This is a genomic window from Priestia megaterium NBRC 15308 = ATCC 14581 (assembly GCF_000832985.1).
GTDB lineage: Bacteria > Bacillota > Bacilli > Bacillales > Bacillaceae_H > Priestia > Priestia megaterium.
Genome location: NZ_CP009920.1, coordinates 1,312,319 through 1,334,157 on the forward strand (window position 1 = coordinate 1,312,319; position 21,839 = coordinate 1,334,157).

Genomic DNA, 21,839 nt, shown 5'->3' on the forward strand with positions numbered 1-21,839 from the left:
TGAAGAGTGACTGAGTTTTATTTATTTTGTTTTTTAGCTTCTCTCTTTCTTAGCCAAACTTTAAGACCTTGGATAAAGTGTGTGTTCTTCCACACTGCATATACATTGACAGCAAGTGCTACAAAGGCTGAAACAACGATCACAAAAGCATTAATACTTTCAGTAGTAAACCAATCAAATGAAACTCCAATTGTTCCGAAGAAAAATAAAAGGGCGGTTAAGAAACCACCCAGTAGTGTGAAGACATCTTTTTTCATATTATCGACCTCCTATTGTTGTAACGCGGCATAGGCAATAGCAATCGCTCCACCAATAACTCCAGTAACAATTGCTGTGATGATTGCTCCTGAAATCTTACGTTTAATCCAAGTGGTATTCTCATCAATTTTGTTCAATTTTTCATTAAGCATAAAAATTTGTTGATCCTGTAAATCTGATTTGCGCTCGACTGCATATAAACGGGCATTATATGTCTCTAATTTCCCCTTAATTTCTGTTATCTCTTTTTGGAATGTATCCATCGGCTGAACCTCCGTTGTATTTGGCATGGTTCTCACCCCTTTGTATAAAATAAAAAGAGGACTAAATTTAGTCCTCTTTCAGTTAAATATTATTTTTTTTGCAAACTTTTCAATTGTTCACAATTGATTTCTTCTATTACAATTCGAACTGTTTTCCCCTCATAATCAATAAGCTTTTCATCCAATGTATCCTTACACTCAATAATAGAAGACACCTCCATAAAATCCCTACATGATTCACCTTCCCAATCTCTGTTTAACCACACTTTACCTATTATTTCTTCCATTTCATTCACTCTTTTCTTTATATAACAATTCACTTATCCATTTATTAAAACTAGCTTCGTCCATTTCTACAATATGATTTAAGTCTGTTAAAAAAAGCTTTAATACTTGCCTTAATATTTCATCTAGTTCACAACAGAACTCTTCTATAGTAATATATGGCTTTAAAGTTTTTCTGATTGTTTTTTCACTATTTACTGATCCGTGTATATAATTTGATCTAAATGAATACGCAATGCTAACAACTTTGTTTATCTTTATTCTTTCTTCAAAATCCTTACCTAATACCCTTGCCGTTCTATCAGCTACTTGCATTTTCACTTCAACGTTCGAAGTTGAAAACAATGATTCTAATGCTGAGATATAAAAAGTTATTTTAGCAGGAAGAAATGATTCGCCACGTGCTAATCCAATAAATCTGATTGCTCTTTCCAATCTATTATAGCTATAATAATCAATAGCTTTATTATTATTGTTAATGCGTAATTCAATAGATCCATCGTACATTTCATCATTATCTTTGGCATCATGAAAAAAGTGTAGTTTTAGTCTTTCAAACCAAATTAAAGCTTCTTGTACCTCATTAGTTGATAAGCCTATGTCAACATATTCCCCTTGACTATTTGAGAATAACACAGGATTTTTATCTGTAAAAAGCACATTTTGATTTGTGTCTATGAGCACAATATCGTCCAGGTTAAACGAATTATCTTTTAGTAACCATAGCGATAATAAGAAATGTTGAAAATAACCTCTAAAACTCTGTACTAAATGATAAGGGTTTTCATTATCTATTAGCATCCTTTGAATAATTACAGGCTTTTTGATAATAGAGTCATAATAAATTGAACCAACTGTCATAAATGTATTTTCATTACCTATTTCTTCAAGTCTATTTGAGTTATGAATGATACTAAAGTCACCATCAACTACTATATCTTCCTCCAAAATTGCTTTATTTAAAACACAAAATATACTTATCAAAATTTAATCACTCCTAGATTTTATTAACTAAATTATAAATCCTAGGAGTTCTTACGTGGTGATATTTTCTTTTATCTAAGAAAAGAGAACTAATTTCAGTTCTCTTTTTTCTGTATTTAACACAAAAAATAACGCTCTAGGCGTTTTGTCTCCTATAGCGATCTTAAAAATTGCTCGTAGGTGTATGAAGATCTATCCATTCCAACTTCATTAAGGTGATATCCGTCACCCAGTGTCAATGCAGATACTTGTGCTGCATTAGTCCAACATACTCCACCATTTTTTATATTATTGAATACCGGAATTCCATACTTACCTAACATTAAAACCATCGCATCTACATAAGCCTGATAATTAGCATTTCTTAAGTACGGAGTAATAAATCCCATTTTAGCTTTGGGATACTTTGTTAAGAGACCGTCCCCTAATACATTTAAAGCCCCTTTAAACGTAGAAATATCCACACTATCATCTGTACCCATAGGAACCAATGCATTAGCATCATTTGTACCCACATGAAACAATAAATAATCAAAATCATCGGCCATATCTACATATCTTTCAACCAAACCTTTTTGCCCATTATACAAGCGATTTGTCAAAAAGGTTCCGTTTATCCCGTAGTTCACATACGTCATATTGTTTCTTGACGCTAACTTATGAATCCAAGTTTTTTCAGCAGATAAAGTGTGTCCTTTCATCATGCTATCACCTGATCCACCTAGTTTTTTCCCATCCAAATTGTTTGGAATGTATGCAGATGGAGGTTTAACCTGTTGAATTAATGATTTAACATAAGCTACCGTAGGTAATTGGTTATCCTTGAAATCAACTCTTGTTACCACATCAGTCGCGTTTACTTTATACAAGTAATAACCGTCAATTTTGGTCAAGTTTTGCTCTTTTACTGTAACTTTTATGTTACTAACATCAAAGGAGGTTTGTTTTGTACCATCAACTAATACAACATTAAGAATACAATGTAAATACCTATATGAAGTAGTCGATACCGTTTTTGTAATCGAATATTTTGTTTGCCCAGGAATAAATTCCATTGTTCCTGATGGGGTTATTTGTGTACCAGAAATTGCACCTAACGAAGGCGTTGAAGTATCATTAAAAAAGAACTGACTTTCTAGTTTATCAATATTTACATCATCAGAGAATATATCAGCTTCAAACTTGAAGGTATCCGCAGTTGTAAGTCCAGAAATTGATTGCAAATCAAAAGTCTGAACTAATTGCACTTTTAAGGGATTTGTACTGTTCCCTTTAGCTTGGATATTGTATCCGTCGAACGGTTTGGTTAAAGGATCTATCCTTTCATTAACAGTTGCTTGAGCTTTATCGCTTGCGATTGTTTGAACTGTATTAACAGTTGCTAAATTGTAGGGGAATTGTTCCTCTACATCTTCAATAACCCCTGTACCTTCCACTTCATCAGCATTACTATAAAAACCATATCTTATAGGGAGTTTAGTTACTCCCCCTATAGTAACTTTTAAATTTTTAAAATAATAACTAGCGGGTAATATCGTTTGATCGTTCGCCATTGCCCATATATAAACAAAAAGATAATCAGAATCAGCAGCCATAACTTGATTTGAAAAATTTATTGATTGAAACTCGCCTTTACGTGCCAGTGTTTCAGTCGAGACTTTACCTCCTGCCCCCACAAGTGTAGTAGGACTAGTCGCGTTGTTGATCTTGGTAGTGTATGCACGAATGTTATCATCCTCTGTATATACATCATATGAAATATTGATAACTTTTCCCACTAAGTTAATGTCAGCTACATCAAATACTAATCTAGTTGCTACTTGTTTTTCATAAGTTGATAAAGTACTGTTTACCTTAACACTTTTGCCTTTAAATTTTGTGACATCATCAGCAAGGTTATTTAATTTAACTGCGCCTGTACTCAAGCCTGTACTTTGATATATCCCTGCATCAGCCCACATTGTGCCGTTCCAAATATAAATATGGCCGTTTTCTAAAACAAGGAATACACCATCTGTACCTTGTGGATAGGCTGTATTTAAAGCTGCAACGGTATTATAAAATCCCTTTGGTGCTCCTGAAACAGCAGTAGCAAGCATTGTTTCAACATAGGACTGATCTGCTTTAACCCCTAGTTTATTGTCTACATTTTTTGAGAGATCAAGCAATTCATCTACCGATATACCACGGTCCTGAATTTCTTTTAATGCAGCATAGGTCCGATTAAAAAGCCAATTCAACCATTCAGCAGGTGGTCGATCTAGCGGTGCCCAACCATTTTCTTTTTTTGATTTTGTAGGTTCTAATCCAACATTTTTCCATTCAGGAAGTTGATAATTATGTGGCATGTTGTTGACTCCCTTCCTTCTTTACAGCGGTGTACTCACTTCTTTTTCAGGTATAATATAAGCGCCCAAATTCCCTCCTAGAGTTGGATTGTTCACACTAGAAAGACCAGATCCGTCCGAACTATCATTTAAGTATCCAATCTCAAATGTTCCATCTAGCTGAACAGATTCCACTTGAACACCAGCTGAAAGAGAATTTTGGACAATATTAATAAAAGTATATGGGGTTAAGCCTACGTCATAAATCGTTTGAATAGGCGTATTTGTCATAAAAATTGTAGCCGGCGTATCAGCTGAATGCATTTGAAACTCGCTAGGTTCACAATCCAATGTTTGTGCTAAAACTTCGATGACCTTATTAAAAGTACCATCAGATCTATCGCGCGCAATTTTGCTTTTGATAAGAGCTCTATAATAGACATCATCGGTTGCTTTACCACGCTTCTGACCAACCTCATTCCCTATGATATCAAGCGTTTTTCCACGCGCATTATTTAAATCTCGCCACTCTTCAATACATGTGAAGGTGTCTTTCAGCTGAGTGATTTCATCATCGAGCATAGAAAATATTTTACCTAAAAAGGTGTTGTCATTTTTATTGAAATCATCCGGTATCTTCGAAAACCAATCTTTTATCAACTTACATTCACCTCGATTAAATCAACATTGGTCCGAGCAATCTCATAACTTCCTAAGTTTAAGTTGCCCATTATAAAGTCATCATCTTCTTTAGCTACTTGAATTGTCACGTCTTCAATACCAGGTGTCTCATATACAAAGCTAAATAGTTGTGAGTAGACAACCTTCTCACCCATCGCCATACCAACCCACTCAGTGTCAGTAGAATCTCTTCCGCCGATTTCTTGTATGATTTTCTGCTTAATTTCTCCAATCCCATTACTAGGAAAGCTATTATTCGACTGGATATCAATTTTGATTCGAATTTTTATATCAGTAGCATAATCAAACCTGACTGTATGCTCCGTTCCGCTAATATCAGTTATAATCACTTCTTCAGAACCGATAGTATCAATGCCGGCAGCTATACAATTAAACAATGTGTCAGCCACATCTTCACGGTTTCCACCTAGTACATAAGCATGAACAGCAGGGTTCATACTTACTACACTTGATGAACGAACACCTGTAGTGTTATTTAAACGAGCAATAATTGCATTAACTGTGGTATTCCCTTCAATTGCCGGAGAATTAATAAGGCGATTTCGAAGCTCCACATCTGTTTCTAGATCTCTTCCACCAGTAGCAGCTAGAAGATTTGTTACTGTAGAGATGTTTTCCGTAGGTTCTGCCTGTAATTTAATGGTTCCAGCAGCAACGTTCGTATGAATACCCTTCTCAAGCGAAACAGCTTCACCACTCCCTTTTCCTGTCTCATCTAGCGTTACATTTTCTATGAGATAAAAATAAATAAATTTATCTGTAGCAAATTGAGTCTGTTCTTGAATCGTTGTATTAGGTACACCAGTAAAGCTTAGTTCTACATGAGATTCTGATTCCTGATCACGACTCATCGTTTTGTTAGCTGCTAATCGATCAAGTTGCACACCTTCAGCTTTACTAGAATATCCACTGTTATAAACCATTTCTGCTAGTTCCCATAAAGGCGCTAAGAAAAAAGCAAAGATCATGATTAGAATACCAAATGGGCTTTTAGCTGAAATGTTAACGTCATTGCCGAATTTCTCTTTAAATTTAGTTTCTAAATCTGCCTTTAGATCTTGATATGTCTTACGTTTAAATCCTGTTTTATCAAGCATTTAACCCCACCTCGTCGATGGTTAATTCTGTTTCGTCTTGTTTTTGAATAGTTAACGATATTTTAAGGGTACGTCCTTCTTTAACAAAAGAAATATTCGTTACAGCCCCTATGCGGTCATCTTTAGAAAGAGCTTCAATAATGTCGTCTCTTATCTCTGCTTCACTAGCACCTTTGCTCAATAAATTATCATAAGATAAACCATAATCAGGATCTAAAAAGAACTCACCTTTCCGTGTCCTTAATATGGATTGAACGGATTGAATGAGTTCTTCATCACCTGATATCATTATTAAATTTCCATCCTTCATAACTAAATCACCATTTTCAAGTTTTGGTGAAATCATACCTTAAACCTCCCAACAATAACTGCATCATTCATGCTATGCATTCTGGAAAATTGCGGATCAAAAGGCTCATCACCTAAGTAATCTAATGCATAATCAGCAAAACTAACATATACAATATCACCCACTGCTAGAGGGCTGTTATATTCAACATGATCAAGGATATGAGCGTCTAATACTAGTGCGTGTTCTTCCCCGTTTTCTTTAAATAGAGGCTTAATATCGGCTGTATTCCCATGTACGGCTGTAACCCTAGCAGGAGCTGCTACATGAATGCTCGACTTAATTGCTTGAGCAAAGTTTAAAAAGAAATTCGTATCATTAGCCATTATTAGATCACCTGCACTTCTGTTTTGAAGTCAGAACCACTAGCTGTATGCTTTCCTTTTTTAGCACGATACTGACCATTTGCAGTCTTACTTTTAATTTGAATGATAGAAGCTGTTGAAATACGATGCTGCAGCAAACAATTAACTGTGTATCCTTTTAAATCATCTTCTTCAAAAGGGTCAGGGGAACCTAATAGTCCAGTTGCCTCCTCTAAATTAAAGCGCTCGTCTGTACCTTCTTTAATTGAACGAATAACCAATGTACCTCTTCGATAATAAAGAGCTGCACCACAATCTTTTACAACTTCTAAAAGGTTATTTAATATGTTCCCTGTTACTGTATATCCACTTTTATAAGCTGGATTCTTAGGCAATTTCATTTCTCCAAGACGTATACCTAATGCACCCACTAACTTGCGAATGATAGTATCTGCCTTCGTGTTTTTACTGAACGCAATCTTTAGAGATTTTTTATCTGTACTTGTAGAGGCTGTTACCTTTACACCTGAGTAATCTTGTCCTTCTGTCATATAGATAGTTGTGATTTTATCTACACCATCTCGACTAGTCAAAACTCTTGATATCTTACCTTGCGAAAGAATACCATAGTCTGATTTGTAGCCTGCCTGCAATATCAAAGTGTTGTCCTTTTTTATATGATTAATAGAAGTACTGGAGAGATTGTAGAGTTTAACTGTAACTTCATTGGGTGTTGAATCATCATCAAAAGGAACTTCAAACTCAATATGAAAATTGTCATTAGAAAAATCAGCTTTGTAGTCCCCTTCAATGTGGACCTTAATCACTCTTCCAAACAATTCATTACTCATACACTTACCTCACTTAAATCTTCATCAGGTGCAATGTCATCAATAAATAAAAATGTTGTCACCATAAAATTATCAAAGGTAATGCGCTTGGTTTGGTTAGATTCATCTAAAACCACTAATGACGGTGCTGGCAGTCGTCGATCAACAGAATCATGCCAAAGTGGTACATTTAATACAAGCTTTTCACCTAAAATAATGGCCTCATTATCTACACTATACAAATCCACTGTAAAAAAATTGCATGTTTGATTATAATTAACCTCCATCACAAATGTATCTGCAGCAAGTTCTATTTCAAATCGCTCAGGTAAACTATTCTTATTAATGGGAATGTAATCACGCATGTTCTCACCTCAATCTATTTCACCCTTAGTTTGACACCAATGGGAATCCTACGGTCAGGGTACCCATTATATTTCCTTAGCTGTGCAATACTTGTGCCGTATTTCTGCCACATATCCCAGTAAGTATCGCCTTTCTTAGTGACATGATAAACAGCGCCTGTAGGTTTGTTGCTAACAGGCTTTTTCTTGCCACTGTTTTTTACTTTCACCCACGGTGTAGAGGCAATCCGCATTTGTCGCAACTTAATAGAGATATCTTTGCCGTTAGCATTATTTGAATCTACAGAGCCACTTAGATCCAAAATAATAACGTTTTTAGCAATATTACGACCGGTATAGGTTAGAATCGTACCATTTTTCATACATTTCTTAAGGTATTCGTAATCAGATTCATAAGAATCTCCATTTAAAACGCCGGAGAGTGAAAACTCATCCGGCTTTTGTTCAACATGATCTGTCATAGGGATACCTTGTTCTACAGGATAAGATGTAGCATCAACCGAAGCAGAATCATCTTCTTTTTCAATTAACAACTTGATGTTTCCTAAACGCGCCATTTTCACCCTCCTATACTAAACCTGAATTAATAAGAACCTCTTGGAACTTCTTGTACTGTTCCGCTAACGCTTCATCAATTTGTTCTCTTACACTCTTTTCGCCTTCTTTACCGCCACCAGTAATGGTTATGACCGGACTAAACTCGATGTTAATCTGACTAGAACCTGTGTCTCCAACAGCAAAAGAAGGAGCAGCAGATTCAGAGCTTTCCCCTGGATTACTAGGCACATTACTAGTTGTTTTCTTGAAGAAATCTAAAATACTAGGCCATACCTTAGTTCCAGTAGGTAGGTTAGGGAATAGAGTAGCTCGATTTGGACTAAGCCCCATTTGTCCATTCGGAAGCATGAAGGGCTCATTTAATCCACCATCACCAAGAACAGCATTACCTCCGGTATGAGAATTTGTACCATTTGCATACCAGTTATGGCTTTTCCACCATCTTAATGCACCACCAATACTCTTATAACGATCTTGGATGTATTTGATACCCCAATAGATGTTATTAGAAGGGTTAAATGGATCACCTTTGTAGTTAAAGTGTTTTAACTGCATTAGCCCTTTTGCTGTACCATCAGATGTTGGAGCGCCAACTGCTCTAGGATTACCACTTGATTCTTTTTGGATAATCCAGTTTAGACCTGTCTTCCATGCATCGCCAGATACACCGGCCCTCGCCATACCTGCAGCAATCCATTGTGCAAGATTTCCTTTTGGTGCAGCGCCATAAGAACCACTTTCACCAGCTTTTCCTTGCAAGTAGGTTAACGGATTGATGTAAGCGCCATTACGCTTAATTTTCAAGTCTAAGTGTGGTCCTGTGGAGAATCCAGTTGAACCAACTCGACCAATTACTTGCCCCTCTTTGACTTTTTGCCCCTGTTTAACAAGAGGAGCACTCATCATATGGATATAAGATAATAAGTCTGAACCACTTTGAATACGAACGCCATTACCCGCAGTGCTCGATCCTATAAGGACTTGTTTAACAATACCATCTGTTAGAGATTTAATTGGTGTCCCCTGTGGTGCGGCTAGATCCAAACCATGATGAACTCCGCCTTTATGGACTCTATCGTTCTTATTACCGTTTGGTGTAAAGTTTGTTGTAATACGGAAAGGACTTCCTAAATAATAACTCCCAATACCTGTGCCAGATGCATCTCCACCTAGGAAAGAGAACTCTTCCATCTTCTTCTTAACAAAACCTAAAGCGTTATCTTTAATCTTTGTTATAGAAGCAGGAAAGACTTTATTAAACACTTCACTGATGGCAGGTGGTTTAGGGACAAAGCTAGCAAATACCTTTTTAAGCAGCTTAGATGGTTCTGAAACATATGACCAAACATCAAGCGAAAGGTCTTTTACTTTATTAGCGCCAGCAACAGCTGTATCCTTAACAGCTTTTCCTGCTCCAACAGCCTTATCTTTTGCAGCTCCAGCAACATTTTTAGTTCCTTCCCACAGGTCTGATGCTACACTCTTAAAGGAGTTACCGTTACCTACATTTCCTTTATCATAAGCTGGTATCATACCAGATTGCATTAACTGTTGAGTTTGAGGACCAGAAAACACTTTAGTACCTTGAGGTAAATTCAATAATGTATCAGTTGCTGGTGACATCCCCATTGCACCACTAGGAGTGACATATAACTCTTTCATGCCACCATCACCAAGAATTGCAGGTCCACCAGGATGATATCCTGTACCAGTTGCATATTTAGGTACCCACGGATCTATATAAAAATCTGCACCGATCTTCTTCATGATCCAGTTTAGACCACCAGTGGCACCATTGATCATTTTCTTAAATCCGCCAAATACTTTGGAAGTAAGAGCCTCGATTCCACCAGTGACTTTTCCAGCCATACCTGAGATACCAGAGCCTATTTTTCCTGGTAACTCCTTAGCAGCTTTTACAACTCCCTTAAAGACACCTTCAACATCATCTTTAATCATTCCGAAAAGTTGCTTCGTTTCAGAACGAGCTGTGGTCCAGGCTGACTTAATAGATGAACCTATTCGTCCTAGCATCCCTTTAATTCCACCAAACAGTGAAGTCCAAATGCCAACTACTGCATTCTTAAATCCAGTCATGATATTTTGACCTAGCAACTTCATAGCTGTAAATCCATATTGGACCGTATTTTTCACATTTGTAACACTGGCTTTAAAGAGCGAAACTAGACCTTGCCACAAACTAACAAATACGCTACGGAAACCCGAGAAGAAAAGCTTACCTGCACTTAGGATACGACCAAACATCATTAGGTTAATATAGTTCCATACTACCTGGATGGCCCCAAAGAACATCTGTTTTAAGCCTTCCCACATTTTACTGAAGTCTCCAGTAAATAAACCTGAGAATACTTTTACAGCACCCATAATGACGTTTAAAGCACCGTTTATTATGCCTTTGATATTGCCCCATACCGACTTAATTAACATCAAAACGAGAGGCCATATGAATTGCATAATAGACCATATTGTATTCATGACTGTGCTTATGAAAGGGCTAATTGCTCCCCATATGTTTTTAACTGCTTGTAAAACTTGCTGACCGTTATTGTCCCAGAACGCTTGTAATTGTACTAATTTTGCGTGAACAAAAGTAGTTACTGCAGACATCGCTTGATTAATATAAGGCTTCAAAAACCCCCATACTTCAAGCGCCTTATTTTTTATAGCAGTCCACCCACTGATAACTGCATTTCTGAATGTTTCAGAGCGTGTCCACAATAAGTAAAGTGCTGCACCAAGGGCGATAACGGCGGCGGAAACTAGCACTACAGTACCCATCATAGCAGCTAGACCTTCCACTAATGGACCAATAAACACCCACGCTGCTGCAAATGCTGCTTTTAAGCCCATGATATAACCTATACCTGCTGCAAGAGGAGTTAAAATAAGAGCAAATGTAGCAACTAAGTATAGAAACATTCCAGCAAGCTTAGTGATCCACGGGTTAATTTCGTTAAGTTTATTAACAAATTTTCCAATGGCAGTTCCTGCATCAACAACTTTAGCAGCTAACTTACCCCAAAATTCAACAAATGGACCAACAGCCTCAGCCCAGGTGTTTTTAAATTCATATAAGGACGTACCAAGTGGTGTTAAAGAATCCTGTAATCCTTTGACCTTTAATTGTGTTTCCTGTTTTAACTTTTCAAGCTCTGTAGTAGCTGCTGTTCGCGCAGCTCCCATTCTTCTTCTCCACAGGTCTTGAATTTTTGCTAATTCCGCATCAGAAGCATTAGCCATTGCTCTAATTTGTCCTTCTGTTTTAGGACCTAAACTTCGCAATTCAGCTATCATGCCTTGATCTACCCCTCTTTTCACGAGGGTTTGCATATTTTTATTCCAGCTTTCAAATATCTTAACTTGTGAATTTAAGTTATTTATAATACGTTCTGGACTAGTATGAAATGCGGTAGCTTTGTCAAAAAATCCCCAAGTCGTAACAATTTCATGTGTTCTCTTTTTGACCTCTTGTTCGTATTTAGCCCATGCTTCAGCTTGAGCAGCTAAATTCTCTCCGACGTCGGGTCCTTTTGCTGCATTCGCTAAAATAGCTGTAAATCCAGCCCATGCAACAGAGGTAACCATTGCTACAGACTGCATACGCATAACACCTTGTGTGATCATGCCAATCATATCTTGGAGCTCTTTCATACTAGCGTTAGGCCCAAGCATTTGAAGAGCTAAAGAAGCTGCACTACTTTCCCTTGCTAAGCGTGACAAATTAGAAGTAACTGAAAGTAATGGGTTGTTAACTTTCAACAACGAATTACCCATGCGGTCATAGTTCTTCGCTATTTTCTCACTTTGACCACTCATAGCTGACATAGTAGCTACTTGTTGAATGATACTTTGACGCATGGCCACATTGTTATTAATCATTTGATCGGTAGACTTCTTATGTTCTTTTCCTAGTCTCCGAATCTCATTCATAAAATCATTAGTACTACCTGTGTAATTACCCATTTGAGAACCGAGCTTGTACATGTCATGCTCTGTCTTCATGATTTGCTGACGGTATTTCAACATGTCATTATGGTTGTTGATCATAGACCTACGCATTTCATTACTCATCGCTTGCCAATCATGGGCTAACTGAGTAGCACTTGTTCCGGCAGTACTCGCTAAGGCGCGAATAACGTCACTTTGGCGCCCTAACTGATTATTAAGAGCTTGAGATTCATCAATCATTCGCTGAGTAGATCGATAAGTGGAATTCATTTGGTTACTCATTTGCCGCATTTCTTGTGTAGCCCGATTTGTATGTTGAGCCATTTGTTGCATTTGTTGATTAGACTGACCAAACGCCCTATTTGTTTGATTAGTTTGTCGACCTGTTTGATTCATCTGCTGGTTCATACGATTCATAGAGTCACGCCACTCACGAGTAGCATTATCTGTTTGCTGAAAAGCACGTACAGTATCATTCATGTAACGATTCAATTCAATAACAGGTGCTAAATTAACACTAGGCTGAATTCTTACATCCAAATCACGAATGCTCATATTTTCCCTCCTTTCTTCGAATTATTTTTAGTTACTTCACTTTATTAGCGTCATTCTTTTGCTTAATTAATTTGTTAAGAGCCTCATTTGCTTGCTGAAGCTGGTAAGGGGACATTTGGTAAGCCTCTGTGAGACTAATCATTCCTTCTGCAACGGGCCTCCAAAAATCCCAATTATCCTCTACTTCTTTTTTTACGACGTTCTGAGGTTTACCCTTACTTTCCGTCTCGAAGAAAGGTAGAAGCCTCTGTAAATAACTCGTTAAATCCATCTTTAGGTTCAATGCCCTTATCTTCATTGCCGTCAAAGTACTCCCAATCTACTTTTGGATCTACAATGACATGTTTAAATAACTCTTCTGCCATTTTTTCACTAGAAAAAGTACCTCTGTCAGTTGTGCAACGATCTTGAATTCTTACTTGTTCTCGATGCCCTGGGAATTGCAATGTGTATTCTACGCCTTCAACTGTTACCTTTTTTTGAGAACCGATTTTAGCCATTTTAAAAATCTCTCCTTTGTAATGTAAATATAAAGAAGCAGCCCTATTGGACTGCCTCAATTCATTTGTTTTTTTGTTATTTGGATTACGTCTAGAACGTTTCAATCAAATCACTCTTCTGTATAGTCAAATACTTTAAACTGGAATTCACGGCCACCTACTTCGGTATCAAACTCCTTAGAAGGGGTTTTAACAATACGAGCCTGTGTTCCACCAGCCTTTTCTTTTGTTGTGCCGTTATTATAGTTAACCCATATAGGGAACGGCTTCTTTTGCTTTGCCTTTTTCATCAAATAAGGATACGAAGGTGATGTTTGAGAAAGTGTTAGGGTAATAGTTCCTAACGTGTTATTACTCTCAGAAATAATAGCTTCTCCCTGAGCACTAACTTTCGTTGAGAAGAAATCCTCATCTTTTTCAGCTTGGATGAACGATCCTTCATCATAGCCAGTCATAAAAACACTATCTACAATTGCAGATGCATACTTTGGATCATACGTACGTGTCATATTTGTTCAGCTCCTTTAAACTAAAATTTCACCTTTTATTTCAGCCGAGTGAATAGCTCCAGCTAATTCAAACGAAAATGATAGACCATTATAAACACGACTTGCACGATCTGCAGGTAATGTTTCACTACGTGGTACTGTTGTAACTGTATAGATAGGGTTATCATCCTCATCTGCTGCAATAATACCTTGAGCAAATGCTTGTTGAAGAACAGTCGTTGCTGCACTATCGAACAACGCAATGCCTCGACTATCAAATGAAACTTTTCCATTGTTAGCAAAGGCGGATTGGACACTGTTTTCCATGTTGGTTTTAACCCATGACTTCCCATGCATGACGTCAATGTACTCACCACTTACGGTGATACCTTCGCTTGTTTGATTAATGCCAGCCTTCTTCACATAAGCAATAGCACCATCTTCATGAATAGCTGCTAGTTCGTCTGCATTTATATCAAGAACAGTGATACCTGTTAATGACTTGAACTTCCATGAAATAGAACCAACATCTTGGCTTCCTAATTCACCAACTAATGCTGCATCGGCCTGTTCATCTGCTGTTGGATGGTAAAAGTCAATCACATAATCATAATCTTTCACCTTAAATGCATTGCGGCTTGCTGCATCAGTTGTTTTTACCACATACATTTTGAATTTCTTACCTTCCACATAATCAGCAATAGCCACTTCATCTGTTAACTCAATATCTGCAGTTAACAAGAAGAACCAATCGTGATCATAATACTTGGCAATAGCTTCTGCAGCTGTTTTAGGATCTGTATCTGTTGCAGCTGGATCATATGTGGCAATAGCTAAAGTAGCTGGACGATGATCTTGAGCAAAAATAGCAGCTGCCTTCTTGTAGACCTCTGTTGTTTCAGCAAAGTCCGGTTTTACAGTATCGATGCTGCTATATGTTTTAAATGTACTCGCTCCTGCTTTTTCAGCTATAATGAGTGGCTTGCCAAGTCCAATTAAGCCGGATGGCTTTCTTAGCTCAATGCTTACAGTTACATCTTGTAATGGCATTCTATAAACCTCCTAAATTAATAGTTTCAATGAATTCACTTAGCTGACGAATTTGTTCATTCGTTGCTCTAAACTGCACATCGAAACCGTGTTTGTATTCATAATGTTCAACGAGAAATGTAGTGCGATCTTCAATGTTCCCTAGCATCGCAATGGCTATATTCTTTTCTTCTATGAATTCTTGACCCAAAAATAAAAACCACTGGTGGACTTGAAAAGCCTTCTCCATCGTGGTTTCAACATCTTCAGCATAGAAGCTAAACGATATAGTGTACTTATACTGTTCAATACGCTTTTGAAAAGCTGTATCGTCTTCAATATACTCTACAACAGCCCCTTGTCCTCTGCCTTTAATGTATGGTGACGTAATATTATAAACGCCGTAAGGTAAGGGAGGAGCAGGATTTATTGTATTTCCTTTAATAATTTGTAGCCCAGTATCTTTTTTTATTTGAGCAATCATTTCTTTAATGGTTGCTATGTTCATGACCTGCCCACCTTGCTAAATAAATAAAGACATCCGTATAATCTGTGAAGTCCTTAAAGTTCTGTACAGTGTAAGGGATGCCTTTATATTCGATTTTCTGTCCTGGATTAAGAGCTTCGATTGTATAAACTTTACGGTCTTTTACGCTATAAGTGCCACTCTCTGAATAACGAAGGTCATCTCCTGATAAAGGAAGAATAACACCGAATCTATTTTCGGGCTGAGGACTTCCACCAGGTACCCAATCCCCTGCATCGTCGTAATAACCACCCTCTTGTTCAACAATTGCCACAAAAGGAACACCATTTTCCACAACCATTTCTTTAAAACTAATAATCTCAGGCATTTCTTTCTACCACCCTCCAAGTTACACGGGCACGAAGGCCACCAGTGTCAATTAAAGGATTGGATGAGCCTTTATTCTCCATAGTGATAGGACTATTCCCAGGAGAACGTAAGGTAGTAATCTTCTCTTGAATATCAGCAGCTGCCTTTGCCCCGACTCGCTCAAATAAAGTCTTTGCATCAATTTCAAATGCTAGCACCTTATCGATTAATCGCTCCATAAACTGCACCCATTCATCATTCTTTTCATCAAATGTTGAACGTACAAAAGAGCGTTCCGGAATGGTGACGCTCTTAACAAGAATGAACATGACTTTTAAATTGTCACCATCTTGAATAGCCAATATATTTTTACCTTTCGGCTTAAATAAACCTGGAATATCTGAAGCTTTACGGCCATCCGCCTCTTTTGTGGGGATAGTTAGAAACTGCTTCTTAGGCTTAATGGTTATTCCATATTCATGCACGTTTGCAATCATGGCATAGAACGAATCGTCAGAGGCAAAGATGCCAACTTCTACTGAGTATTTGTCAAGATCCTCTAAAGCTTTGATTAACTTATCGAAATTATCGTTTTTAACAGTCATTTTTACAAAGCCCTTCTGTCTAGCCATGTTAAATCACCGTTAGATTGATACTATTTCGCTTTGTAAGCTTTTTTAAGAGTCTCGAATATTCTTGCCCATATGGTGTAGATTCAAGCCCTACAGCAGTATTTGAGACGTTATATTCAGTCTCCATAACGTCTAACTTCTTTCTTTTTACTGTTTGAGCCTTTATTGTTGCCAAATGAGTGGCATAATAGCGAATTAAGCGCTGTTTGTTGTCCTCTGACACATCTAGATTCTCTACCTCAAGGGTTGCGTCATCAATAAAGATTTCCAGCACGTCTGGAGACATACTAGCTAAATGTTCAGCAGTCTTTTGAATGATTTCAGGTGTTGTTTTCAAATCAATCACCTACCTTATTCCGTTTCTTCTCCTGAACCATTTACAATTAAGTTACTTTGTTCAGTGATAGCAGCAAGGACAGTGCTACGCTTTTCTGTAGCTTTCCACTCTTCTAATAAAGAAAGTGAGAACGTGTCTTTCACTAACTCAATTGCTTCATTTGCGTTCAAATCCTTAGTTGTTTTAGCAGATTCATGAGCTACAATCTCTTCGTCTTCCACTAACTCTTTTATTAAAGGATGTGCGCTGAACTTCTTCCAATCAGTAGGAGAAAGCTGATTTGCTCCAGGAACTAACATGACACCAGCTGCATGACGAACGTATTTACCTTTGTTTTGTACTAACATCAAGCACCATCTCCTCGTACAATTGCCATTGGATAACGCACAATCGCACCGCCTGTACGCTCTTCTAACGGGATTTTATAGTTAGGGAACTTGTATTCTTCTGGATGACGCATAATGTCCATTGGAATAAGGACTTCAACTACATCTGGTGAGCTATCGAATACTAAGAAACAATCGGTATCGCCTTGACCTTGCCCCTTAATATCAGATGTAAATTCAATACGACTGAACCAATTTTGGCTACGTAAGTATTGAAGAACTGTCTGATTTGTATATTCGTTGTACTCTTTTTCGAGCTCTTCCATCATGTCAGGGGTAACAACAAGTGTATCTGCATTGTGTCCAGGTAAACGATTAACTGCAGAACGAGCTTTACGTAAATCAGATACGATTTCTTTGCCTGTTTTATCAGCCCACTTTGTTGAAGTACCAGCTTTGTTTTGATCAATTGCAATCGTTTGGATTCCTTCTGCATTTGTCACACCAAGAATATTGTGTTTAGCATCACCGATCCATACAATGCGATTCTCTTTTTCAGCAATGGCTTTACGTGCTGTATCAGCCTTTGTTGTTTCGATAGGTTGACCTGCCATTTGTGCCTGACGTAATTCCTGAACAGACACCCGGAAAGCAGCAGCAACAGAATAGATTTTTTCTGTATGGCGCTCCATGTCAGCGTCTACTAATGGAATATCCTCTGCACCTGGAGCTAATACTTTAGCAGCACCAGAACGCTTGATAACGTCATAGCTGTATGTTTCCGCCCCAGCAGGTACATCAGTCTTCACATTGAAAATGGTACGAGCTTTTAGCTCCTCTTTCTTTGCTTCATAAATCTTATTATCAATGGACTCTAAATCAATCGGACGAATAACACCGTCTGCTCTATATTGGGACATTCTTGTTCACTCCTCATTCTTACTAGTTTTTAAGGTAAATTAATTTCAATCTGTACTAAGCCACCTGCTTGAGCGCTTGACTTGAACGCTGCTGAAGGAAAGGCAATGACTCCAGAGGTTGCTGTATCAGCTGGACGGAAATTACTTGTAGTAGGATCTACAACTACTCCATCACCAATTACTACATCTTCATCAACCTGCACCCAAATAACACCCTTACGAACTGCAGCAACAGGATCATATTTTAAATATTTTTGATCATCAGCTTTCAATACCCAATCATGAATTTCTTGAGCTAATGAAACACCATAAGGTTTACCGCCTGCTTTAACGCGTGTAATAGTTTCTCCATCTGTGCCTAATTGAACAGCAACTCCGTAAGGAATATCTTCAGCTGCTGCTTTTGTATCTGCACTATAATCTTGATAATTGGCAAGCTTACCTTTACCGCCTGCTGCTGGCATATATTTGTCATAACTTGTAATAGCCATCTATATAGCCTCCTATTTTCATATTTTGATGTTTTATTTCATGTTTAGGCGTTTATTTTTCATCTCTTCAATCTGCTTATTAGATGAACTACCGTCACCAGTAAACATGTGATTATTGCCTGTTGACGAAAAACCCTCTTGCTTGGCACGACCTAAAGTTGCATCAAAAAAGGCGTCAATATAATCATCTGATTTACCGTCGCCTTTAAAGTCAGGTTTTGCTTTTTGAATAACTGCTTCTTTGATTTCACGCTCTGATTTGCCTTTAAAATCAAAAGAATCACCAAGGAATGTTGTTGCACCACTGATTAACTCAACGCGAGATTGTACTTTTGCATCTAGTTCATCAGCAGATAAATTGTTTTCCTTTGCTTGTTTTAAACCCTTCTCAGCATTTTGGTACTTCACTTCTAGTGCATCATAGCGACCTTGTAATGTATCAAAGTCCTTTGCTTTTAGGTTAGCCGTATCTAAGCGTGCTTGCTGTGCATCCAAAAAAGATTTAACAGTTGAATCTACTTCATACTCCTTGCCATCAATTGTATATTTGGCCATATTAACATCTCCTTTTCCTTCGCTTGAATCAATTTGATAGGCTGCTGAATCACCACGAATGGATACTTCTGGACCCACACGCCCTTCATCAACAATCGCAACATGATTGACTTCAGTATTTCGTTGAACAAAATCATATTGTTTGCCGTCATATGTACCCTTTTCTGGTACCACATCGGCTAAAAAACCAAGGCTAATCTCACGTTTACCGTCCTTAATCTTTTGAATTAATCCAGCATCCGTCACAGTAAATGAGATATAGAGTTTAAAATCTTCTACTCTCGCGTCATTGTGAGTTAATCCCTTGGAATACGTGTTATAGTTCTGCAAAGTAACAGGCTCATTAGGATGATCATCTGTTACAGGTTTTGCATGCGCTGAAAACATAGTACGGTCACTGAAAATTTCTTCAGGAAGCTTAGCTTCAAGTTGTACCGAGCCATCTTGTCGCATGTATGGGAATACTCCTGGGCGAGTAATAGGTGCTCGAACAGTCAGGTACCCTTCATTTGTTTCGTTATAGTCTTTTATAAATGTACGATCATAACGCTCGTGCTTCACACATTATCACCCCCTTCCAGATATAAAAATAGCCCTATCCTTCATGCAAGAACTTGTGCGGGTCAATTCCTGTATTAACTTCTTCATTTTCATCCTTTGGTGGAATGGTGTTTTGTACTAGCTTTTTTAAAGATTTATCAATACTATCTAGTGATTTCGCAATAGATTCAAGATTTCTACTGTCCTTTTTATCCAATACAATCACTCCTCATCGAATACAGGAATAGCAACACAACGACATCGGTAATCTTCACCTGGTAAACCCACGCTTGGTGGATCTGCATAAGAGAAAACTTTATTACTCAAATCTCTGTGTGTTTTTCGCACCTTTTCGTCATTGGATGTTAGCCATTTGAACTTCGATACACCCATTTGCTTATGACGTTTTGCAGTCATTTGACCGAGTATAGAACCTGTTTGATCAACAGCAATAAATTCAGCTCGCTTCCTGGACATCCCCACGCGTTCAACTAACTGATCTCTCACCTTTTTTGCGCTACTGCCATTCTTCACACCTTGATAAATGATGCTCTCAATGTTAGCCAGGTACCCATCCTTAATGTTAGTAATATAGCTGGCATTCTCGCTTATTGATGTTTTCATAAACGACTCTAACCAAGGCTCACTAACGGTGGGGTCAATTCCCTTCACCTTGCCTTGGTTGCTAATATTATTTTTATTAAATAAGTTCAGAGAGTTAACAAACTTACTGGCTGTTTCCTGGACTACACTCGAATTAAAAATACCTAGTGATAATCCTTTGATTACATCCACAGCTCGTTGAATAACATCGAGTGGAGCATCTAACTTGTAGAGAGAATTGTCATCCCTACTCTTTTGCAACTTAATCTGAGGTGTTATTTGCTCGTCATAGACGCTTAAAGTAATTTTACCTAACTCAGATATTAGTTTGTTAATAGAACGGCTGTATGAGACTGCTACGCTGTCAGGGAAACGTGTAGGAGGAATTATCCTAGCCATATCACTGACTCTCCTTATAAGCTGTGTAAACTTCTTTAGCCATTCGTTCCCAATCAGCATCGTCACCACTGTACTTAGTTTCATTCGTTAAACCGAATTGACCAAAGCGTGCTTCTCGTACATCGTCAGATGTATGAACACCATTGACGATGTAAATGTTATCTGTTTCAGCAGTTAATTTACGAATCTCAGCATCTGTTTTTGAGTCAACATTCCACAATGGATTAAACTTGATCTCCCATTCTACTGAGTCAGGGTTGATAGTGCCCCCTAATTCATCAGAACATAGCAATAATAAGCGAATAAGACGCTCAATATGGGGCTTTAATTCATTCTCTTGCTGTGCTGCAATACGAGAATAATAGTTCATGACATCATACTGAGCTCCCGCAATTGTCCCTGCTTCCTGCCCTTTAATAACTGTTTTAGGCATTCGTGCTGCACCTGCAAGCATATCCCATACATAATCAAGTAAATCCTTAATACCTGTGGTGACAGTACTCTGTTTCGTTAACTCCTCATCTTTTCCGATAAGAGCAAGAGCTTCAGTTCGAAACATAAAATCCATCAGTGTACTTAATTCTCGTTTATCTTCTTTGCCCATCCCCTCAATATCAGCTGATTTATAGACCTTGAAAGTAAAGTCATATAGCATCTGACCAACTGACCAAAGGGACGTATCAAGAACTGTGATGATGTCATATAAGGGTTCCAATAATGGTTGCCCTCTGTATTCGTCCTCCAGCCTTCTTGTCTGGTCATGGATAACACGAGAAGCATGTACACGATCTTGAGTAGGTCCTGCAATTTCTTGCCCAACGCGAGAACGACGGTTTAACTGGAACGACTCCACTTGGCCATACTTAGGATGGAACATATCTTCATTCAATAAAAATTCGTATACCTTCATGCCACTGAATGCATGGATATAATCAATACGCATTAATTCTTTTTCCTCTATAGGATCGCTTAGTTCGAATGGATTCTTTTGGGTAACACCTAAAGAAATAAAGCCATCACCCCGTAATCGCTCATATGAACGCATCTTCTTAAAAGCTTCTCTGGCATTAAGATCAGCAAGCTTGCTCATAATATCGCGCTGTAACTTTTCATCTTTCATTCGTAAAGTGAACCAGCTGCGCGTCATATCTTCTGCAGGAATATCAATGACGTTTTGAATAATACGATTATCTGCATATAAACGTGTTAAATCTTGATTAGTTAATACACGTCTTAGCCCTGGTGTTTGTCGAGTTAATGCATCCCTGCTATTTCCCTTTCCAGGTGCTTGCATGAAATCATTACGAAACTGCTTTGCTTGCTCAATTACACTCATC

General features: G+C 37.9%; 27 protein-coding genes. All 27 read right to left on the minus strand.

From position 1 onward, the window contains the following. Nucleotides 1-17 precede the first annotated feature (17 nt). The 27 genes from BG04_RS07295 to BG04_RS07420 all read right to left on the minus strand — a co-directional run bounded on the left by BG04_RS07295 (nucleotide 18) and on the right by BG04_RS07420 (nucleotide 21,838). Complete coding sequence (locus BG04_RS07295) at nucleotides 18-257, minus strand: hypothetical protein (protein ID WP_034656741.1); 240 nt, start codon at nucleotides 255-257, stop codon at nucleotides 18-20. 12 nt (nucleotides 258-269) lie between these two features. Further along, the gene (locus BG04_RS07300; RefSeq protein ID WP_034656739.1) at nucleotides 270-548 is read right to left on the minus strand and encodes a hemolysin XhlA family protein; all 279 of its coding nucleotides are present in this window, start codon (nucleotides 546-548) and stop codon (nucleotides 270-272) included. 62 nt (nucleotides 549-610) lie between these two features. After that, nucleotides 611-808 (minus strand): hypothetical protein, encoded by a 198-nt coding sequence (locus tag BG04_RS07305; RefSeq protein WP_034656738.1) that lies wholly within the window; start codon nucleotides 806-808, stop codon nucleotides 611-613. 1 nt (nucleotide 809) lies between these two features. Beyond that, nucleotides 810-1,790, minus strand: coding sequence for a HEPN domain-containing protein (locus tag BG04_RS07310; RefSeq protein ID WP_034656737.1), 981 nt, complete (start codon nucleotides 1,788-1,790; stop codon nucleotides 810-812). Between the two features lie 152 nt (nucleotides 1,791-1,942). Beyond that, nucleotides 1,943-4,138 (minus strand): SGNH/GDSL hydrolase family protein, encoded by a 2,196-nt coding sequence (locus tag BG04_RS29060; protein WP_052098016.1) that lies wholly within the window; start codon nucleotides 4,136-4,138, stop codon nucleotides 1,943-1,945. A 21-nt stretch (nucleotides 4,139-4,159) separates the two neighbouring features. After that, a complete protein-coding gene (locus tag BG04_RS07320; protein WP_034656736.1) occupies nucleotides 4,160-4,777 on the minus strand; it encodes a hypothetical protein in 618 nt (205 codons plus the stop codon). After that, nucleotides 4,774-5,787 (minus strand): baseplate J/gp47 family protein, encoded by a 1,014-nt coding sequence (locus BG04_RS07325; protein ID WP_158319975.1) that lies wholly within the window; start codon nucleotides 5,785-5,787, stop codon nucleotides 4,774-4,776. Before BG04_RS07325 ends, BG04_RS07320 begins: the two co-directional genes overlap by 4 nt. A gap of 121 nt (nucleotides 5,788-5,908) precedes the next feature. Next, nucleotides 5,909-6,262, minus strand: a complete 354-nt coding sequence (locus tag BG04_RS07330; RefSeq protein ID WP_034656734.1) for a DUF2634 domain-containing protein — start codon at nucleotides 6,260-6,262, stop codon at nucleotides 5,909-5,911. Further along, nucleotides 6,259-6,591, minus strand: a complete 333-nt coding sequence (locus BG04_RS07335; RefSeq protein WP_034656733.1) for a hypothetical protein — start codon at nucleotides 6,589-6,591, stop codon at nucleotides 6,259-6,261. Before BG04_RS07335 ends, BG04_RS07330 begins: the two co-directional genes overlap by 4 nt. Before the next feature lie 2 nt (nucleotides 6,592-6,593). Next, nucleotides 6,594-7,421: a phage protein gene (locus BG04_RS07340; protein ID WP_034656731.1), complete on the minus strand. Its 828-nt coding sequence runs from the start codon at nucleotides 7,419-7,421 to the stop codon at nucleotides 6,594-6,596. Then, nucleotides 7,418-7,765, minus strand: coding sequence for a phage baseplate plug family protein (locus BG04_RS07345; RefSeq protein ID WP_034656730.1), 348 nt, complete (start codon nucleotides 7,763-7,765; stop codon nucleotides 7,418-7,420). Before BG04_RS07345 ends, BG04_RS07340 begins: the two co-directional genes overlap by 4 nt. 14 nt (nucleotides 7,766-7,779) lie before the next feature. After that, nucleotides 7,780-8,322 (minus strand): LysM peptidoglycan-binding domain-containing protein, encoded by a 543-nt coding sequence (locus BG04_RS07350; RefSeq protein WP_034656729.1) that lies wholly within the window; start codon nucleotides 8,320-8,322, stop codon nucleotides 7,780-7,782. Nucleotides 8,323-8,332: 10 nt separating this feature from the next. Beyond that, nucleotides 8,333-12,847, minus strand: coding sequence for an aggregation-promoting factor C-terminal-like domain-containing protein (locus BG04_RS29065; protein ID WP_052098015.1), 4,515 nt, complete (start codon nucleotides 12,845-12,847; stop codon nucleotides 8,333-8,335). A 215-nt stretch (nucleotides 12,848-13,062) separates the two neighbouring features. Then, the gene (locus BG04_RS07360) at nucleotides 13,063-13,347 is read right to left on the minus strand and encodes a hypothetical protein (protein ID WP_050689182.1); all 285 of its coding nucleotides are present in this window, start codon (nucleotides 13,345-13,347) and stop codon (nucleotides 13,063-13,065) included. A 110-nt stretch (nucleotides 13,348-13,457) separates the two neighbouring features. Beyond that, nucleotides 13,458-13,856: a phage structural protein gene (locus tag BG04_RS07365; protein WP_034656728.1), complete on the minus strand. Its 399-nt coding sequence runs from the start codon at nucleotides 13,854-13,856 to the stop codon at nucleotides 13,458-13,460. Between the two features lie 15 nt (nucleotides 13,857-13,871). Further along, a complete protein-coding gene (locus BG04_RS07370; protein WP_034656727.1) occupies nucleotides 13,872-14,885 on the minus strand; it encodes a DUF3383 family protein in 1,014 nt (337 codons plus the stop codon). Nucleotide 14,886: 1 nt separating this feature from the next. After that, complete coding sequence (locus BG04_RS07375) at nucleotides 14,887-15,372, minus strand: phage neck terminator protein (protein ID WP_034656726.1); 486 nt, start codon at nucleotides 15,370-15,372, stop codon at nucleotides 14,887-14,889. Continuing rightward, nucleotides 15,353-15,718 (minus strand): hypothetical protein, encoded by a 366-nt coding sequence (locus tag BG04_RS07380; RefSeq protein WP_034656725.1) that lies wholly within the window; start codon nucleotides 15,716-15,718, stop codon nucleotides 15,353-15,355. The genes BG04_RS07375 and BG04_RS07380 overlap by 20 nt, the downstream gene beginning before the upstream one ends. Continuing rightward, complete coding sequence (locus BG04_RS07385) at nucleotides 15,711-16,331, minus strand: hypothetical protein (RefSeq protein ID WP_050689177.1); 621 nt, start codon at nucleotides 16,329-16,331, stop codon at nucleotides 15,711-15,713. Before BG04_RS07385 ends, BG04_RS07380 begins: the two co-directional genes overlap by 8 nt. Before the next feature lies 1 nt (nucleotide 16,332). Further along, nucleotides 16,333-16,668 (minus strand): DUF4054 domain-containing protein, encoded by a 336-nt coding sequence (locus BG04_RS07390; protein ID WP_138976767.1) that lies wholly within the window; start codon nucleotides 16,666-16,668, stop codon nucleotides 16,333-16,335. Nucleotides 16,669-16,682: 14 nt separating this feature from the next. After that, nucleotides 16,683-17,015: a hypothetical protein gene (locus tag BG04_RS07395; protein ID WP_034656722.1), complete on the minus strand. Its 333-nt coding sequence runs from the start codon at nucleotides 17,013-17,015 to the stop codon at nucleotides 16,683-16,685. Further along, nucleotides 17,015-17,914, minus strand: a complete 900-nt coding sequence (locus BG04_RS07400) for a DUF2184 domain-containing protein (protein ID WP_052098014.1) — start codon at nucleotides 17,912-17,914, stop codon at nucleotides 17,015-17,017. The genes BG04_RS07395 and BG04_RS07400 overlap by 1 nt, the downstream gene beginning before the upstream one ends. A gap of 29 nt (nucleotides 17,915-17,943) precedes the next feature. Further along, nucleotides 17,944-18,405 (minus strand): structural cement protein Gp24, encoded by a 462-nt coding sequence (locus BG04_RS07405; RefSeq protein ID WP_052098013.1) that lies wholly within the window; start codon nucleotides 18,403-18,405, stop codon nucleotides 17,944-17,946. Nucleotides 18,406-18,438: 33 nt separating this feature from the next. Next, the gene (locus BG04_RS07410) at nucleotides 18,439-19,521 is read right to left on the minus strand and encodes a DUF2213 domain-containing protein (protein ID WP_034656720.1); all 1,083 of its coding nucleotides are present in this window, start codon (nucleotides 19,519-19,521) and stop codon (nucleotides 18,439-18,441) included. A gap of 34 nt (nucleotides 19,522-19,555) precedes the next feature. Beyond that, nucleotides 19,556-19,717 carry a hypothetical protein gene (locus BG04_RS30555; RefSeq protein ID WP_155720772.1) on the minus strand — a complete coding sequence of 54 codons (162 nt, stop codon included), beginning with the start codon at nucleotides 19,715-19,717 and terminating at the stop codon, nucleotides 19,556-19,558. A 5-nt stretch (nucleotides 19,718-19,722) separates the two neighbouring features. Next, on the minus strand, nucleotides 19,723-20,502 hold the full coding sequence (locus BG04_RS07415; RefSeq protein WP_034656718.1) for a minor capsid protein: 780 nt from the start codon (nucleotides 20,500-20,502) through the stop codon (nucleotides 19,723-19,725). Nucleotide 20,503: 1 nt separating this feature from the next. Continuing rightward, a complete protein-coding gene (locus BG04_RS07420; protein WP_034656717.1) occupies nucleotides 20,504-21,838 on the minus strand; it encodes an anti-CBASS protein Acb1 family protein in 1,335 nt (444 codons plus the stop codon). Nucleotide 21,839: the final 1 nt, after the last annotated feature.

What these genes read in the sequence shown, in the direction of transcription:
- BG04_RS07295 (WP_034656741.1), bottom strand. Translation starts at nt 257, where the DNA reads ATGAAAAAAGATGTCTTCACACTACTGGGTGGTTTCTTAACCGCCCTT.
- BG04_RS07300 (WP_034656739.1), bottom strand. Translation starts at nt 548, where the DNA reads ATGCCAAATACAACGGAGGTTCAGCCGATGGATACATTCCAAAAAGAG.
- BG04_RS07305 (WP_034656738.1), bottom strand. Translation starts at nt 808, where the DNA reads ATGGAAGAAATAATAGGTAAAGTGTGGTTAAACAGAGATTGGGAAGGT.
- BG04_RS29060 (WP_052098016.1), bottom strand. Translation starts at nt 4,138, where the DNA reads ATGCCACATAATTATCAACTTCCTGAATGGAAAAATGTTGGATTAGAA.
- BG04_RS07325 (WP_158319975.1), bottom strand. Translation starts at nt 5,787, where the DNA reads ATGATCTTTGCTTTTTTCTTAGCGCCTTTATGGGAACTAGCAGAAATG.
- BG04_RS07330 (WP_034656734.1), bottom strand. Translation starts at nt 6,262, where the DNA reads ATGATTTCACCAAAACTTGAAAATGGTGATTTAGTTATGAAGGATGGA.
- BG04_RS07335 (WP_034656733.1), bottom strand. Translation starts at nt 6,591, where the DNA reads ATGGCTAATGATACGAATTTCTTTTTAAACTTTGCTCAAGCAATTAAG.
- BG04_RS07340 (WP_034656731.1), bottom strand. Translation starts at nt 7,421, where the DNA reads ATGAGTAATGAATTGTTTGGAAGAGTGATTAAGGTCCACATTGAAGGG.
- BG04_RS07345 (WP_034656730.1), bottom strand. Translation starts at nt 7,765, where the DNA reads ATGCGTGATTACATTCCCATTAATAAGAATAGTTTACCTGAGCGATTT.
- BG04_RS07350 (WP_034656729.1), bottom strand. Translation starts at nt 8,322, where the DNA reads ATGGCGCGTTTAGGAAACATCAAGTTGTTAATTGAAAAAGAAGATGAT.
- BG04_RS29065 (WP_052098015.1), bottom strand. Translation starts at nt 12,847, where the DNA reads ATGAGCATTCGTGATTTGGATGTAAGAATTCAGCCTAGTGTTAATTTA.
- BG04_RS07360 (WP_050689182.1), bottom strand. Translation starts at nt 13,347, where the DNA reads ATGGCTAAAATCGGTTCTCAAAAAAAGGTAACAGTTGAAGGCGTAGAA.
- BG04_RS07365 (WP_034656728.1), bottom strand. Translation starts at nt 13,856, where the DNA reads ATGACACGTACGTATGATCCAAAGTATGCATCTGCAATTGTAGATAGT.
- BG04_RS07370 (WP_034656727.1), bottom strand. Translation starts at nt 14,885, where the DNA reads ATGCCATTACAAGATGTAACTGTAAGCATTGAGCTAAGAAAGCCATCC.
- BG04_RS07375 (WP_034656726.1), bottom strand. Translation starts at nt 15,372, where the DNA reads ATGAACATAGCAACCATTAAAGAAATGATTGCTCAAATAAAAAAAGAT.
- BG04_RS07380 (WP_034656725.1), bottom strand. Translation starts at nt 15,718, where the DNA reads ATGCCTGAGATTATTAGTTTTAAAGAAATGGTTGTGGAAAATGGTGTT.
- BG04_RS07385 (WP_050689177.1), bottom strand. Translation starts at nt 16,331, where the DNA reads ATGGCTAGACAGAAGGGCTTTGTAAAAATGACTGTTAAAAACGATAAT.
- BG04_RS07395 (WP_034656722.1), bottom strand. Translation starts at nt 17,015, where the DNA reads ATGTTAGTACAAAACAAAGGTAAATACGTTCGTCATGCAGCTGGTGTC.
- BG04_RS07400 (WP_052098014.1), bottom strand. Translation starts at nt 17,914, where the DNA reads ATGTCCCAATATAGAGCAGACGGTGTTATTCGTCCGATTGATTTAGAG.
- BG04_RS07405 (WP_052098013.1), bottom strand. Translation starts at nt 18,405, where the DNA reads ATGGCTATTACAAGTTATGACAAATATATGCCAGCAGCAGGCGGTAAA.
- BG04_RS07415 (WP_034656718.1), bottom strand. Translation starts at nt 20,502, where the DNA reads ATGGCTAGGATAATTCCTCCTACACGTTTCCCTGACAGCGTAGCAGTC.
- BG04_RS07420 (WP_034656717.1), bottom strand. Translation starts at nt 21,838, where the DNA reads ATGAGTGTAATTGAGCAAGCAAAGCAGTTTCGTAATGATTTCATGCAA.